This is a genomic window from Paenibacillus sp. BIHB 4019 (assembly GCF_002741035.1).
In the GTDB taxonomy this organism is placed as follows: Bacteria; Bacillota; Bacilli; order Paenibacillales; family Paenibacillaceae; genus Pristimantibacillus.
Genome location: NZ_CP016808.1, coordinates 5276393 through 5291279, shown reverse-complemented (window position 1 = coordinate 5291279; position 14887 = coordinate 5276393). Strand labels below are relative to the sequence as shown.

General features: G+C 49.0%; 11 protein-coding genes. All 11 read right to left on the bottom strand.

Annotated elements, in window-relative coordinates:
• Positions 1-5: 5 nt before the first annotated feature.
• Entirely contained in the window at positions 6-893 is an 888-nt protein-coding gene (locus BBD42_RS23100; RefSeq protein ID WP_099520052.1) for a dihydrodipicolinate synthase family protein, read from the bottom strand.
• A 477-nt stretch (positions 894-1370) separates the two neighbouring features.
• Positions 1371-2372 carry a proline racemase family protein gene (locus tag BBD42_RS23095; RefSeq protein WP_099520051.1) on the bottom strand — a complete coding sequence of 334 codons (1002 nt, stop codon included), beginning with the start codon at positions 2370-2372 and terminating at the stop codon, positions 1371-1373.
• Between the two features lie 46 nt (positions 2373-2418).
• Entirely contained in the window at positions 2419-3420 is a 1002-nt protein-coding gene (locus BBD42_RS23090; RefSeq protein ID WP_099520050.1) for a proline racemase family protein, read from the bottom strand.
• Positions 3417-4613 carry an NAD(P)/FAD-dependent oxidoreductase gene (locus BBD42_RS23085; RefSeq protein ID WP_099520049.1) on the bottom strand — a complete coding sequence of 399 codons (1197 nt, stop codon included), beginning with the start codon at positions 4611-4613 and terminating at the stop codon, positions 3417-3419. The genes BBD42_RS23090 and BBD42_RS23085 overlap by 4 nt, the downstream gene beginning before the upstream one ends.
• Before the next feature lie 23 nt (positions 4614-4636).
• Positions 4637-5707, bottom strand: coding sequence for a M24 family metallopeptidase (locus tag BBD42_RS23080; protein WP_099520048.1), 1071 nt, complete (start codon positions 5705-5707; stop codon positions 4637-4639).
• 58 nt (positions 5708-5765) lie between these two features.
• Positions 5766-8081: a glycoside hydrolase family 127 protein gene (locus BBD42_RS23075; RefSeq protein WP_172455593.1), complete on the bottom strand. Its 2316-nt coding sequence runs from the start codon at positions 8079-8081 to the stop codon at positions 5766-5768.
• 7 nt (positions 8082-8088) lie between these two features.
• Entirely contained in the window at positions 8089-8919 is an 831-nt protein-coding gene (locus BBD42_RS23070) for a carbohydrate ABC transporter permease (RefSeq protein WP_099520047.1), read from the bottom strand.
• Between the two features lie 5 nt (positions 8920-8924).
• Positions 8925-9728: a carbohydrate ABC transporter permease gene (locus tag BBD42_RS23065; protein ID WP_099521760.1), complete on the bottom strand. Its 804-nt coding sequence runs from the start codon at positions 9726-9728 to the stop codon at positions 8925-8927.
• 127 nt (positions 9729-9855) lie between these two features.
• Complete coding sequence (locus BBD42_RS23060; RefSeq protein ID WP_099520046.1) at positions 9856-11232, bottom strand: ABC transporter substrate-binding protein; 1377 nt, start codon at positions 11230-11232, stop codon at positions 9856-9858.
• A gap of 109 nt (positions 11233-11341) precedes the next feature.
• Positions 11342-13150 carry a sensor histidine kinase gene (locus tag BBD42_RS23055; RefSeq protein WP_099520045.1) on the bottom strand — a complete coding sequence of 603 codons (1809 nt, stop codon included), beginning with the start codon at positions 13148-13150 and terminating at the stop codon, positions 11342-11344.
• Between the two features lie 14 nt (positions 13151-13164).
• Positions 13165-14688: a response regulator gene (locus BBD42_RS23050; RefSeq protein ID WP_099520044.1), complete on the bottom strand. Its 1524-nt coding sequence runs from the start codon at positions 14686-14688 to the stop codon at positions 13165-13167.
• Between the last annotated feature and the right edge of the window lie 199 nt (positions 14689-14887).

Here is a 14887-nt window from a genome sequence, read left to right as displayed (position 1 = left end):
TTTCTTTAGTTTGCTGGCTGATTAGGTCTAACCGCGTATTCAAAAGCTTCTCTAATGAGCTGGTAATCCGCTTCTGGCAAAGGCAGGCGCGGCGGACGTGTAGGACCGACCGGGAATCCCGCCAGCTCCATCATATATTTGATCGATTGAACGAGCTGAGGGCTGGCATCCATATGGAACAAAGGCAGCAGACGGCGATAAAGCGCGCTTGCCTCTTGCAGTTTCCCTTGTCTGGCAAGGTTAAACAGCTCTACGCCTTCCTTCGGCAGCGCATTGGGCACACCGGAAATCCAGCCTGTTGCGCCAAACAGCGGGCCTTCCATCGCCAAATCATCTACGCCGATCATGACTTCAAGATTGGTTTGGGCCAAAATATCATGCACGCGGCGGATGTCGCCGGAAAACTCTTTTACCGCAACGACATGATCAAATTTGGAAAGCTTTGCAAGAAACTGCGGCGTCAAATCTACTTTATAATCATGAGGATTGTTGTACGCTACAATGGGAAGGCCTACCTCATTCAGTGCTTCGTAATGAGCGACAACTTCATGCTCAAGCGGCTTGTAATTAATAGGAGGCAGCGCCATAACCCCTGCCGCACCTGAATCTTTAGCATGCTGAACCCATGCGACCGCCTGCTTCGTAGAAGGCGCGGCCGAACCAACAACGACGGGCACCCGCCCTGCTGCGGCTTCTATGACCGTCTCCACTACCCTTGCCCGTTCCTCATTGCTCATCGTTGCATATTCGCCAAGAGATCCAGTAGGAACAAGCCCGCTTATGCCATTTGCAATAAGCCAATTGCAATGCTCCGTCAATCGCTTATAGTCGACTTCATAGGAAGCCGTAAAAGGAGTAACGATTGCCACATAAACACCTTCGAATTTTGCCATTTCAAAATTGCTCCTCTCGAATGTTAATCGTTTAGATTTTTGGCATTCTAAGCCCTATATGAAACAAGCAGCTTCAAGCTGCTTGTTTCGGGTGGTTGCTCCCTGCACGAAGACACATAGATAGACTTTGTGTACACAGCTTGGAGGACACAGCAGCCGTTATTTCAACCGAATCACTGGCTTTGGCATAGTCTGCGGACTCAGGTGCCGCTAATGTGCTGCCCATCGTCATTTTCAGAGGATATATGAAAGCAATAGCGGATCTCCTGTCCGCTTAAGTCCTAAAATGGGATTAAAATCCAGAATAGCGGAACCTCAGTCTGCGAAAAAAGGAATGAACTTCCAAAACGGCGTATTCTGAGCCGCATTGCACTCTGCAACTGTGTTCTATGCCACAATCGTATACTGTGGTTCCTTAAGCCTTGAATAGGCACAAAGCAAGGAGCAGCAGCAATGGACCCCTTTTTCATACACATTCTAGTACAGCACAAATCCATCAGCCAGCGGATCGCTAGAATCGAGTACAAAATTCATAAAGCCCAGCACATAAGCGCTTCCTGTTAGCTGTGGAATGACGGCTTTTTGCCCAAACGCACATATTTCCTCCACCACGCTGCCAACTGCACGCGTTCCAGCGCTGCCTTCATAAACAACCTGCTGCCCGCGCTTCAGCAGCCCTTTATGGTTCAGAACCGTCATATGGGCGCAGGCCGCCGCTCCTCCGGGAGAGCGATCAAGCTGTTCCCCAGCAAATATGGACCAGCTGCGATAGACCGGATTTTCCGAATCTTCCTCAGCCTTTTCGTAAAAAAACACGCCATGAATGCCATTAATCCCTTCCAGCACGAGATGCTTAACCTCCAGCTGCGCTTCAATGGCTTTGCGGATTAACCCTCCGCATGCTTGAAGCTCGGGGATTGATCGTTTATCGCCAAGTCCGGCAGCATCGACAACCGCATAAAACTCCCCGCTGAAAGCAATATCGACATGTAGTTCAATGTCTTGGATCGTCAATGCAAGAGACTGCGCATAGACGAAACTCGGAACATTGTGGAAGGATACCGTTCGTACTTCCTGCCCTTCGCAGCTAGCGATAGCTTTTACCTTTCCCGCTGGGCAGTCAATTAATATACCTTCGGCGGCAATAGCCGCATCCAGCTGCCCCGTCGCAACCCATGCTGTTACGACTGCGAAGATTCCATGCCCGCTTATAGCAGCAAATCCTTCCTGATTCAAAAACAACAAGCCGAACTGGGCTTCCCCCGATACGGGAGCTGTAACGATGGCCCCTGTCATGCCGTAATGCCCTCGGGGTTCAGCCATAAGCAGTTTCCTTATGGAATCATGATGCTGCTTGAAAAATACCGACTTGGCTTGCTGAGAGGCGCCCGCCATTTGCGGCAGGCCGCCTGTCAGGATGCGAAGAGGCTCCCCGCCGGAATGCATATCAATTGCTGCATGCCATTTGTTGATTTTCATATCCAAGCCTCCATCAAACCAGCGTTAGAGCAAATTCAGAGTAGCATTAAAGCAAGAAAAAACCGCTATCCAGCTCATCTTGCTCATGAAAAACAAACTGGTGAAAGCCTGTTACCCAGGCTGACCCTGATATTTGCGGGATGACGGCCGGCAAGCCGCCTACCGTTGTCTCCTCCAAAATTTTAGCCCGGAACACGGAGCCTACAATGCTTTCATGAACAAATTCCTGCTCCTTGGAAAGCTCGCCCTTGGCATGCAGCACGGCTACCTTCGCCGAGGTTCCTGTCCCGCATGGCGAACGGTCGATGCCTCCCGGAGGCACGACGACCGTATTGCGGCAATGGGCAGCAGGCGATACGGGATCGCTGTAAAACTCAATATGGGTCAGTCCGCGAATGACTGGGATTTCGGGATGCACCACTTCGACGCTTTCATTTATCGCCTCCCGAATTTTGATCGCCAAGCGAACGATTTCCGAAGCCCGATTTGGCACTAAGGGCAGCTGCAGCGGTCGCGCATCAACCAAGCCGTAAAAATTGCCGCCATACGCAATATCAACGGAAATTTCTCCAATGCCTTCAACTTGGAGCCGGACATCCTTTTTGTACAAGAAAGAAGCTATATTCGTGAACGTCACTTCTTTAACTTTTCCCTGCACAATGTCAAGCCGGGCTTCCACAAGCCCCGCTGGCGTATCCAGCCGAATGACGTTTTTGCTCTCAGGGTAGATTCCGCCCTCAATCAGCGCCGTGCAAAGGCCAATCGTATCATGCCCGCACATCGGCAAATAGCCGCCCGTCTCAATAAAAACGACGCCGATATCGGCCGTTTTATTACACGGTGGAGTCAAAATACAGCCGGACATCACTTCATGTCCCCGGGGCTCAAACATCAACGCTTTGCGAAAATGGTCAAAATGCTCGGACATGTAAACCATCTTCTCGGTCATCGTGCTTCCAATCAGCTCCGGCGCTCCGCTCGTAACGGTTCGGGTCGGATTGCCTCCCGTATGGGTGTCGATGGTGGTCACCAGCTTGGAAAGCTTCATAGGACTACCTCCTGATTAACGTCGCCACGACGGAATCGGTCATAGCGAAGCGGCTGGGCCGGAATGCAGGGCTCGGCTCCGCTTAGCATTTCGCTAATGACCTTCCCCGTAACCGCAGCGAGGCTGATTCCATCCCCTTCATGACCGGCTGCTACATAAAAACCCGGTATTTCGTCGATTGGTGACACAATAGGCAAATGATCGGCTGTCCATGGCCTTAAGCCAGCGTACGTTCGAAGCATCGGAATATGCTCCATGACCGGAAAGAAGCGGATCGCTCTCTGCGCAATAAGCCGAATGACCTCTTGGTCCACGCGGGTATCCATACCGGCAAATTGGCGGCTTGATCCGATTAAAAAGTTTTGGGAAGCGGTTGGTTCGAATACGAGGGCGATGCCATACGCTTCGAACTTGGGATCTACTTGCCGCTTCCCGCCAAACTTGCTAATCAAATAGCCGAATTCCATCACCTTCCGCTTTCCAATGTTGGCTGAGCGGGCAGCGACGAGGATATGGCCTTTACGCGGCTCAATCGGAATATCGATATCTACCATTTGTCCAATAAGCTTCGACCAAACGCCTGCCGCATTAATGACGATTTTCGCTTTAATCGTGCCTGCCGCTGTCTCTACTCCCCGAATTCGCCGCTGCTCATCGAGCAAAATCGCAGTCACCGCCGTATGCGTTCGAAAACGGGCGCCATGACGGCGAGCAGTTGCGGCCAAGGAGTAGGTTAACAATACGGGGTTAACCGTAGAATCCGTCGCACACTCTAAACCGCCTAATAAATCCTCGGCCATATAAGGCCATTCCTCTCTGAGGTCCTTCTGATCGAGCATCCGAAAGGGGAGCCCTGCCTGCTTTTGCCGGGAAACCCAGCGCTCAGCAGCGATCATCTCTTCCTCCGTCTCGCAGACGAGAATACTTCCGGGTGCCCGATACTCGAACTCCTCATCAAGCTCCCGCACCAGTTCAGCGACTAATTGCTGGGATTTCAAGGACATTTGGCTGTCGAAGCCGGGGTCTTTATCAATGGCTAAAATATTGCCGTCGCATTTGGAGGAGGTTCCCCCTGCAATTTCCCCGCGCTCGACAACGAGAACGTCCATCCCTAATTTGGCCGTATAATAGGCGATGGCCATCCCAATGATGCCTCCGCCAATGATGACGACTTCCGCAGATTCTGCATGCATGGACGAGGCCACCTCCTTCTGTATTACAAAACGATTAATTCCTTATTCGACTTCGTCAGCACTTCAATGCCTGTGTCTGTCATCAAAATATCATCCTCGATACGGACGCCTCCAAAATCAGGAATATAAATGCCAGGCTCAACTGTCAAAATCATCCCCGGCTGCAAAATATCGTCCGACTTCTGGGAAAAGCCCATCCATTCATGGATTTCCAAGCCAAACGCATGACCGAGCCCATGGCCAAAATACTCCCCGTACCCGTAGCCAGCAATGCAGTCCCGTCCCAGCGAATCGCCTTCTTTGCCCGTCATGCCTGGCTTTAGTCCATTTAAGGTGGTCTCGTTCGCTTCCAATACAATCTTATAAATTTCTTTATGCCGCTGCTCTGGCTTGCCGATAAACACCGTCCTGGTCAAGTCGGAGCAATAGCCTTCATAGCTCGCTCCAAAATCAAGGGTAACGAATTCGTTCATTCCCAGCAGCTTGTCGCTTGCTAGCCCATGCGGCAATGCCGAGCGCAAGCCGGAGGCTACAATCGTAGCGTAAGCTGAAGAGGTCGCCCCATTTTTGCGCATAAAATATTCGAGCTCGGCAGAAACGTCCTTCTCAGATAGGCCCGGCTTCATGACGCCTAAAATATGGTCAAACGCTTTTTCCGTAATGTCGATCGCCTTGCGTATATGCCCTTGCTCGCGCTCATCTTTAATGCCGCGCAGCTTTTCAACGATATTTTGGGTCGGGACAAGCTCGAATCCGCTAAAAGCTTCCTCGTAGGCTTCATAGCCTGCCAAAGTCACATGATTTTTCTCAAACCCGAGCTTGCGGGCTCCCGCCTCGTCCAGCTTTTCCCGAATATGCTCAAATGGCTTGCCTGCATATTGGATAACCTCGTATTCCACCGCCTGCTGCGCCGCTTGACGCGTATAGCGAAAATCAGTGATTAGCAGTGCCTGATCCTTCGTAATCGCCACGAATCCCGCTGTGCCTGTAAATCCGGTCAAATATTTGCGATTGTATGGACTTGCAATCAATATCCCGTCTAGCTGCTCGCGTTCCAGCTGTTCCCTAATCCTCTTGAGCCGCTGGGCTTCCATTTGCTTCACGCTCCCTCCAGTCCAAGCTTACATTCCGTTTCGCCTGTTCACCATGCTTTTAAATAGAGTCGCTTTGCACGCCTAGCTGCTTATATTGCTCGCGATCCACTATTCTAAGGCCGAATACGCGGCGAATGCGTTTTCCTTCTTTGCCTTGGAAAGTAACGGTTGCCTTCTCGGCGCCAGCAAGTGCTGCAGCCGGGAGCGGGAAGTTCACATTAAAGAACTTATCCTCTTCCGTAAAACCTTCCTCCACCTCTGTCAACAGCTCGCCATTCAAACAGACATCAAACTCGCAATTCGGCATCTCTTGTGCCGATGTATAAGTCACGACCAGCATCATTTCGCTTTCGGGCTGCACCTTCAAATCGAACGAGAACCACCCGCCTTGGCCCGCCATGCGGAATGCCCTGCGGTTCAGCATGCCGACGCGAGTTGAACTGTCGCCTTTAAAATCATGGTCACGCTCCGGCTGCATTTCTCCTGGCTGCGCATAATCAATTGTGCATTGCTCCAGCCTTTGCATCTTTTCCATCACTTTTCTATAGTCCGCTTCCGCTACTGCCCAGCCATCCGGCGTGAACAAGTCCCAATAAACGGTATAGGAACGGTCAACCATTTGATAAAATGGCGCGAGCTCCACATTGCGGGGGTAACCGACCATTTTGCTTTGGAAAGCCAAGCTTTTGCCTGGCACAGCTTCCAGCCATGTATCCAGCGGCTTCCCTTTTGCCAGCAAAACAGGCGCATAAAGATACTCGGAAGCATGGGGATCATCATGGCTCCCCAGATCACCAGCAAGCAGCACAGGACCATAAAAAATCGCTGCGCGATCGGCATTGTCTGCCATAGCCTCCAGCCTTAGCGACATCGGAATAACAACCCGAATCAAGTCCCCGTCGATCCATAGACGGTTGATCGCAATAAAGGAGCCGGGGGATTGGTCAACCGCTATCGGTTCTCCATTAATTTCAACGGAAACCCCTTGCTCCGCCCAGCCCGGATAGCGAATGTTGAGGCTGAACTGCACAGGCTTCGCGCACGATAGCTTGAGCCCTATCACATCGTCCAACGGATATTCCGTCTCCTGCAGCAGCGTAACGCCCTTGTCCGCCCACGCCAGCTCGGAATGGATAAACTGGTTCACAAACAGTTGGTCTTCCCCTTTAAAATAAATCGCGCTGCCGTAGCTGGCCTGGCTTTCCATCCCTGTGCCGATACAGCAGGTGAAATCGTCGAATTTGTCATCAAAAATTTTATGCCCGCCCATTGCCAGCGACAAAAAATACGTCATGCCGCCAGACTCCGGATGCTGGGACGCGAGTATATGATTAAACAGCGCCCGTTCATAATAGTCGGCTTCCGCAGCCGACGCTTTCCACTCAAACAGATGCTTCGTCAGCTTCAGCATATTGTAGGTATTGCACGTTTCCGTCGTTTGCGGCCCCAGCCTGTCATTAAACGAATCCGCATCGCCAAAATATTCGCCAAAGCTATTGCCGCCATTCGCATAAGAATGGTGATGAACGACGCTATTCCAGAAAAACTCTGCTGTATCCCGGCGCTTCTCGTCGTTCGTCCATTCATATTCCTTCGCCAAGCCAATCAGCTTCGGAATTTGGGTATTCGCATGCTTTCCGGGCAGGCAGTCCACATGCTCAGCGAGCGGATCAAGGACAAGCTTATGCCAAAATTTCTCGGCTAACGTTAAATATTTGTACTCATTCGTATCGGCATAGAGATCAGCTAAAACCTCGTTCATGCCGCCATACTCGCAAATCATCATTTCTTCCATTTGCTCCGTAGACAGCGGGGCAATAATGCCTTCAACCCAGTCGGCAAGCTTCCTCTCCACAACGAGCGCTTTCTCATTGCCGGTTAGCCGGTAAGCATCCCTCAATCCTGCAAATAACTTATGCAGCGTATACAAGGGTGCCCATGCTCCATTCAAGTCAAATCCCTTGGATTGAATATTTCCAGAAGCAACTTCATGGAAAACTTCCTTGCCGCGCGGGATGCCCGAAACATAACCATCCCCGTGCTTATTTTGGCAAAGCTCAAGCTCATCCGTAATATAATCGACTCTTTCCTTGAATTCCGCCTCTGCCAAAGAGCTATACAACATCGAGCACGCGGATAAATAATGCCCTAACGTATGTCCCGACAAGCTCTCGGCTTCCCAGCCCCCATATTGCGGCGCCCGCGGCTCTAGTCCTGCATATTCTCTAAATCTGGCCAGCAGCCGGTCTGGCTCAAGCTCCAGAAGATAACGGCGATTCGTTTCCATCGCATGCTTAAATGGCCCCTCCAGCAGCTTAACCTCGCCTAAGGCGAAAGCTTGAGCTGCTTGTTTAATTCTCATGCTTGCTTTCATTTGGTTATCACCCTTTCATACCGGTTAACGTAATGCCTTCAATAAAATAACGCTGCCCTATAAAAAACACGATGATGACAGGCATAATGACAAAGGTGGAAGCGGCCATTAGCAAATGCCACTGCGCACTGTGAAGCGACTGAAACATTTGGAGGCCGAGCGCCATCGTAAATTTGCTTTCCTCGTTTAAATAAACGAGCGGCCCCATAAAGTCATTCCAGGAATTCATAAACGAAAACAGTCCAATGACGATTAAAGCCGGCTTAGACAAAGGGATAATGATACGGTAAAAAATAGTCCAGGGGCCCGCTCCATCGACATACGCCGCTTCATCCAAATCTTTTGGAATGCTCGAATAAAACTGTCTGAGCAGAAAAATGTCAAACGCTGAGCCAAACCAGACCGGCATAATAAGCGGGAAATACGTATTGATGAGATCTACCAATCGCCAGCCAATAAAGGTAGGAATCAAGGTGACTGCACTAGGCAGCATCATGCTGGCTAACAGCAAGGAGAAAAAAATATTTCTTCCCGGCCAGCTCAGCCTGGCATAGCTATACGCGCCAAGAGAGCTGCTAATCAGCGCTCCTGCCAAGCAGCTAACCGTAATGGTCAGCGTATTTCGGAAAAAGCGGAAGAAATCGATCGATGTCAGCGCCTCCACATAGTTTTGAAATTGAAACGGGGCAGGAATCCACTTGGGCGGCATTTCAAAAATTTGCAGCGACGTCATGAGCGAGCTGCGTATGAGCCAGAACAGCGGCAGCAAGCAGAAAGCGGCTCCTATGAGCAGGAAAAAATAGACGGTTATTTGCGAAATTCGACGGCTTCTCTGCATAGGGGCTACACCTCGCTTTCATAAAATACCCATGATTTCGAAGTCCGGAAAAAAATCGCCGTCACGATGAGGATGATGATAAAGAGAATCCAGGCAATCGCCGAAGCATGCCCCATTTCCCCAAATAAAAACGCCTCCCGATAAATGTAATAGTTATAGAACAAGCTCGCATTGTTTGGTCCGCCCTGTGTCATAATGAGCGCTTCGGTGAACACCTGAAAGGCGCCAATTGACCCCATAATCAAATTAAAGAAAATAATCGGTGTCATCATCGGTATCGTAATGTGCAGAAATTTGCGCATGGCGCCTGCACCATCGACGATAGCCGCCTCGTACAGCGATCTCGGCACACCTTGCAAGCCCGCCAGAAAAATGATAATCGTGCTACCCATCCCCCAAAGGCTCATGAGAACAATAGAAGGAACGACCGTCTCCTCTGAATAAAGCCAGTTTAAAGTTGGGAGACCCAGCGCTTCCAGAAAGCTGTTGAATAGACCCAAGTCAGGACTGAACAACCAAATCCAGATCATCGAAGAAGCGACAGCAGGCACAATCACGGGCAAATAAAAGATCGTTCGAAAAATCGACTTGCCGCGAATAAACTCCATATTAAGCAAAAAGGCGACGATAAATGAAAACATAAGCCCGAGAGGCACTCTTAAAATCACGTACTTAAAAGTAACCGCTAGAGAGTTGTAAAAATATTGATCCGTGCCATCAAAAAGCCTCGTATAATTGTCAAACCCGATAAATTTCGGCGTATTCACAATGCGATAATCCGTGAAGCTTAGCAATAAGCTTGATAGCATCGGCAAAATGGTGAAAGTGAGCAGGCCCAAAATGCTGGGCAAGGCAAACAGGATGCCAGCAAGCGCAATACGGCGTTTACGAGTGATAAAAAAAACCTCCTCTCCGGGCGAATGGCTATCCCCCTGGCTACCTTCCGTAATAGCCCTGAATCAGCGGCTCCACTTTAGGTTCAACCCCTTTTAACGCTTGCTCGGCCGTTTCTTTGCCCGTCCATACCAAATCAAGGGCAGGCGTGACGAGCGCATTGATTTTAGCTAGATTTTTCACCTCAAAGCCAGGCGTCCGTATGCCGTTCTCCAGCGTTTGCTTCATAAAGGATTCCGTATAACCCTCTGGATGCGCCTTGTTTCCGGAAGCCCATTTGCTGATCAGCTCTGGATCGGTGTACCACGCTTTTTTGAGCGGCATCCACAATCCGCCTGCGATTAGCGGCAGTACCGATTCCGGATCAGCCATATATTTATAAAGCAGCCATGCTTCCGCAGGATGTTTGGTTGAGCTGAATATGACCGTCGGTGCGCCATCCAGCAGCGTATTGCTATCTTTTAATTTGGGAAGAACGCCTACGCCTAGATTGAAGTCCTGTTCGGCGAATGCTTGCAGAGCCCAGTTTCCAGATACGGTCATGGCGACTTTTTTCGTCTGCAGCGCCATATCGGGAAGGCTTTTCGTTTGAAGCGGGGTAGGTGAAACATGGTGAACATACATCAGGTCAGCAAGCTTTTGAATCGCTTCGATCGCTTCCGGCTCCACTAGTCCAAAGCCCTTGCCATCTTCCGTTAAGAAGTTGCCGCCATTGGACACAACCGCTGCCATCATGTTGTATGGATCATATTGAAAGCCGTATTGTTTGATTTTATTTGGATTAAAGGCAGGGTCCAGCGCATTTTTCCCCGTGTCATCCAGCGTTAATTTTTTTGAATATTCGATAAACGTATCCCAGTCCCATGCCTTGCCTGCTTCTGTCGGAGGCAGCTCCACGCCCGCGTCCAGCAGCATATCCTTGTTGTACATGAGTCCGTAGCCTTCGACTGCCGTACTCATTCCGATCGTCTTGCCAGGCGCGTAATCGTACCAAATTTGATCTAAATAATCTTCCTTCTTAAAATCGGGATCGCTTTCAATGAGCGGGGTGAGATTAAGCAGCTTTCCGTCCTCTGCCCAGGTGAGCGCCGCTCCAGAAGACAAATAACCGAGATCGGGTGCCACATTTCCGGCTACCATCGTCGTCAGCTTCGTCAAATAATCCGATGGCACATGCATAGGCTCGACGATGATGCCCGTTTCTTGCTCAAAACGCTTGAGCGCCTCCGTAACCGTCTTCTTCTCGATCGTATCGCCCCAAAAGGAAAATTTAAGCGTAACCTGCTCGCCGTCTTTCGGTGGTTTTACGCCGGATTGATTTTCAGGAGACCCTTCATCGCTGGAGCAGGCTGTCAGTATGACTGTCATGGTGAAAACTGCCGACAAAGCTAATGCGGTTAAACGTTTAGCTTTCTTCATTGGCTCGCCCTCCATCATATTTACAAATGGTTTATAGTTTTATTGTAAATAAGAGCCGCTATAAAAAGAATTCGAACATTTTTGTATTGGTGGAGGATCTTCGCTTTTTCTATATAGGCAAATGAATTTTCACCACCGTGCCCTGTTGGCGCTGGGAATGAATGGTAACGCCATATGAATCTCCGTAGATAAGCTTTATTCGTTTATCGACATTTTGAATGCCGATCGAGCTGCTTTCCGTTTCGGTCAAAGAAGCAATTTGGCTCTCTGGAATGCCGATGCCGTTATCTTCGACCGTGAAGCAGCGCTGCTTGTCCTCCAGCCAGCCGCGAATGTGAATAAGCCCGCCGCGATGAATATGGGCAAAGCCATGCACGATGGCATTTTCAACAAAGGGCTGTAAAAAAAGCTTGGGCACCGTGTATGTATAAAGCTCGGGAGCAATGTCATAGGTAACGGCAAATTTCCCTTCAAAACGCTGATCCGTAATAAAAATATAATGCTTGAGCCAATTTAAATCATCATTAAAATCGCCTATGTCCTGGCTATTTGCAGAGGTGTATTGCAGCATCGCAGATAAGCTGACGATCATGCTGCTTAATTCCTTCTGATTATTTTCCAAAGCGGTCCAATTCATAATGTTTAAGGTGTTGTACAAAAAATGAGGGTTAAGCTGTATATTCAGCGACATAATTTGCGTTTCTTTCTCCCTTAGCTTGACGATGTAATTTTCTTCGATTAATCGATTGATTTTCACATTCATTTGATTGTATTTATGAATCAGATAGCCCATTTCATTATAGGACTCGACGGGAATTCTAGTATCAAATTCGCCCTCTCCTGTCTTTTTTATCGCATTCAGCAGCTGATGTATAGGTTTCGTAATAGAGCTCGCGAATATATAAGCCAGCAGAAGCGATACAATAAGCAGAAATACTGCCAAGTAGAGCGTATAGGATTTAATTTCCGGCAAAAAAGAGGCCATTAGCTTGCCTGGGGAAATCGTAATGCCCGATATCCAGCCCGTTACCTTAGACGTATCAAAGCAAACGATCAGCGGCTTTCCATCCTGCATAACGGTTATCGTGCCGCTTTTCATCGCTGCGATCTCATCGAGCCATGCGGGCTTGCCGAGGCGGGCTTCCTTAAACATATCCGTGCCGGATATGAGCTCGCCTTCCGCACTCAAAATAAAATAAGAAGCGCCATCAGCAGGAAGTGCTCCCGACAAATGTGCGCCGTACATCTCAGGATTATAGGTCACGACCAGCACCGGCAGCTCAGCCTTCCCTTGCAGCTCGATCACTTCGCTATTATTAATCTGAAACAACTTGAGCAGGCGTACACCCGACAATAGATGGGCATATTCTGGCGGCCTCACTTGGCTTGTTTTCCGGTCAAACATCCGATCGAATGAAAACGTCGGCACCCATGCCATCCCTCCGTTTCCTGCCCATGCCCTTTGATATAAAGCGGTCTTATTAAAATCCTGATACGGAATAAAAGTAGACGTGCCGATATTCGCATAACTCGTCATCAAATGAATCGAGTAGATTTGATTTAAATCGAGGAAATATTTGCTGATGACTTGATTCACTTTTTTCTCCATCGTAACCATGCTGTATTCGTCCTTTGGGTCCGCATGCAAGTATTGCTCATACAGCACCTGATCGGCGAACATGGCCAGACTGCTTTCTTCCACCCGCGAAAGCTCTTCATCAATGATTTCATTGTTCTGCTTCACGATCGAATAAAGGTTTTGCCGGGCAAAATCCGAAACAAATTCCCTGCTGGAATAAAAATATTTTGAGCTCAATATGACGAGCGGCAGCGTGACGATGAGCGCATAGGTGAGCAAAAGCTTTGACCGAAAGCTAAAATACTTTTGAAAGCGATGTAAAAAATAAGGCGTACGCAACTAAACCCCCTCCTTTAACGAGAAGCAGATAAATGACGATATTCCTCTGGACTGCTGCCATATTCCTTGCGGAACAGCCGGATGAAATATTTTACATCCTTGTATCCGACGTTTTCAGCTATTTGGTACACCTTTTGCGTGGTTTGCAGCAATTGTCCGGCGGCAGCCTTCATTCTCGTTTGCATAATATATTGGTTAATGGTCGTATGGGTATGCGTTTTGAATAATAAACAAAAGTAAGAAGCGTTAAAATGAAATTTCGCAGCGATCGTACTGAGGGACAATTCTTCGTCATAGTGGTTTTCAATATAAGCTTTGCAGGCATCAATGATAGCTTCGCTGCGATAAGAGGTTCGATGATCCAAACCATCAGCCAACTCGAAAATCCATGCCTGGGCTGCATTTTTTAATTGCTCGACGGTATGGCATTGCAGCAGCGCTTCCTCCAATGCTGTGCTATTGAAAGAAAGCAGCCCTTTTTCCATTAAGCAGGAGGTTAAATGATGGATAGCGGCAGCGATGGCATATACGAGCTTCTCCGGCTGGGGGAAGCCGCTTGCGGTCGCCTGATTAATGATGGAATCCAAATACGAACGAATGCCGGGCTTATCGCCCGATACAACAGCGTCTGTCAAAAAACGCACCTCAAGCTTCAGCAGCGCCCGATGGCTGCTGTCATTCATTTGCTCGGCTTCGAGCAGTACGCCTCCGCCCTTGTAAAATCGCGTTTGCAAGGCGAGATTAGCTTGTTTAAAAGATTCCCTGGCTTCATGCTCCCATCTGGCGAAGCTGCTCCCCAAGCCAAACGTTAATTCAGCAGCATGCTGGGCCGAGAAATGGCGAATGAGCATTCGCAGCCTGTCTTCCCATTCGGGAGTGACGATTGGTGCGTTTTCCATGCTAATAATCATGGTGTGAAGCACCTTATCAGACTGGTAGAAAGCGAAGGAAAATCCTTGCGCCTTCAAGGCTGCTTCCAGCCTCGCTTTGAGCTCACTCAGCATCCATTTGCGATCGCCAGTCCCGATTTTCGAGTGTAGCACTGCGGCCATAACCATACCCTGCTTTATAGCGGGAAAGGCTCTTTCAAGCCGCTGATAATCGTCCTTATCCGGCAAGCCTTCAAACAATTCGGCAAGGGAAGGCTCTACAGAGGCGAGGCGTATGGCGTGCATTTTATTTTCGGTTTTCGCGAGCAGCTGGACGATTTTTTGTTCCTCAACCGGCTTCAGCAAATAATCGCTAGCCCCTAATTGCAGAGCACGCTGCGCGTATTCGAAGTCCGAATAAGCGCTCATTATAATAATGCATTCGCTTCCCCCGCGTTCGATGAGATGCTCCATAAATTCGAGGCCATCCATAATCGGCATCTGAATATCTGTGAACACCAAATCAATGGGATGAACGTTCATGCTTTGCAGCGCCTCCGCCCCATCCATCGCATCATAAATGGTATATTCCGGCCTTAAATGTTTAAGCATCCGGGATAATCCTCTTCTGTGCTTTGGTTCATCATCCACTACTAAAACGTTCAACATCTTCCATCCCCCTTCATTTCAATAGCTTTTCTATAGCAATATCAACGGGATGTTTCTAGCTGTTTTCATTTACACGTCCTATTCTATATACAATCTTAATAATTACAATAAAGATTCAGAAGCAATACTTTCATTTTTTCAACCAATTGCGTTTATAAGCGTTCCTTTGCCCGATTATGCAAACAGCGGCAAGGCTGCG

Coding starts and splice junctions, on each gene's coding strand:
- BBD42_RS23060 (WP_099520046.1), bottom strand. CDS start 11,232: ATGAAGAAAGCTAAACGTTTAACCGCATTAGCTTTGTCGGCAGTTTTC.
- BBD42_RS23075 (WP_172455593.1), bottom strand. CDS start 8,081: ATGAAAGCAAGCATGAGAATTAAACAAGCAGCTCAAGCTTTCGCCTTA.
- BBD42_RS23050 (WP_099520044.1), bottom strand. CDS start 14,688: ATGTTGAACGTTTTAGTAGTGGATGATGAACCAAAGCACAGAAGAGGA.
- BBD42_RS23095 (WP_099520051.1), bottom strand. CDS start 2,372: ATGAAAATCAACAAATGGCATGCAGCAATTGATATGCATTCCGGCGGG.
- BBD42_RS23080 (WP_099520048.1), bottom strand. CDS start 5,707: ATGGAAGCCCAGCGGCTCAAGAGGATTAGGGAACAGCTGGAACGCGAG.
- BBD42_RS23090 (WP_099520050.1), bottom strand. CDS start 3,420: ATGAAGCTTTCCAAGCTGGTGACCACCATCGACACCCATACGGGAGGC.
- BBD42_RS23065 (WP_099521760.1), bottom strand. CDS start 9,728: ATGCTATCAAGCTTATTGCTAAGCTTCACGGATTATCGCATTGTGAAT.
- BBD42_RS23100 (WP_099520052.1), bottom strand. CDS start 893: ATGGCAAAATTCGAAGGTGTTTATGTGGCAATCGTTACTCCTTTTACG.
- BBD42_RS23085 (WP_099520049.1), bottom strand. CDS start 4,613: ATGCATGCAGAATCTGCGGAAGTCGTCATCATTGGCGGAGGCATCATT.
- BBD42_RS23070 (WP_099520047.1), bottom strand. CDS start 8,919: ATGCAGAGAAGCCGTCGAATTTCGCAAATAACCGTCTATTTTTTCCTG.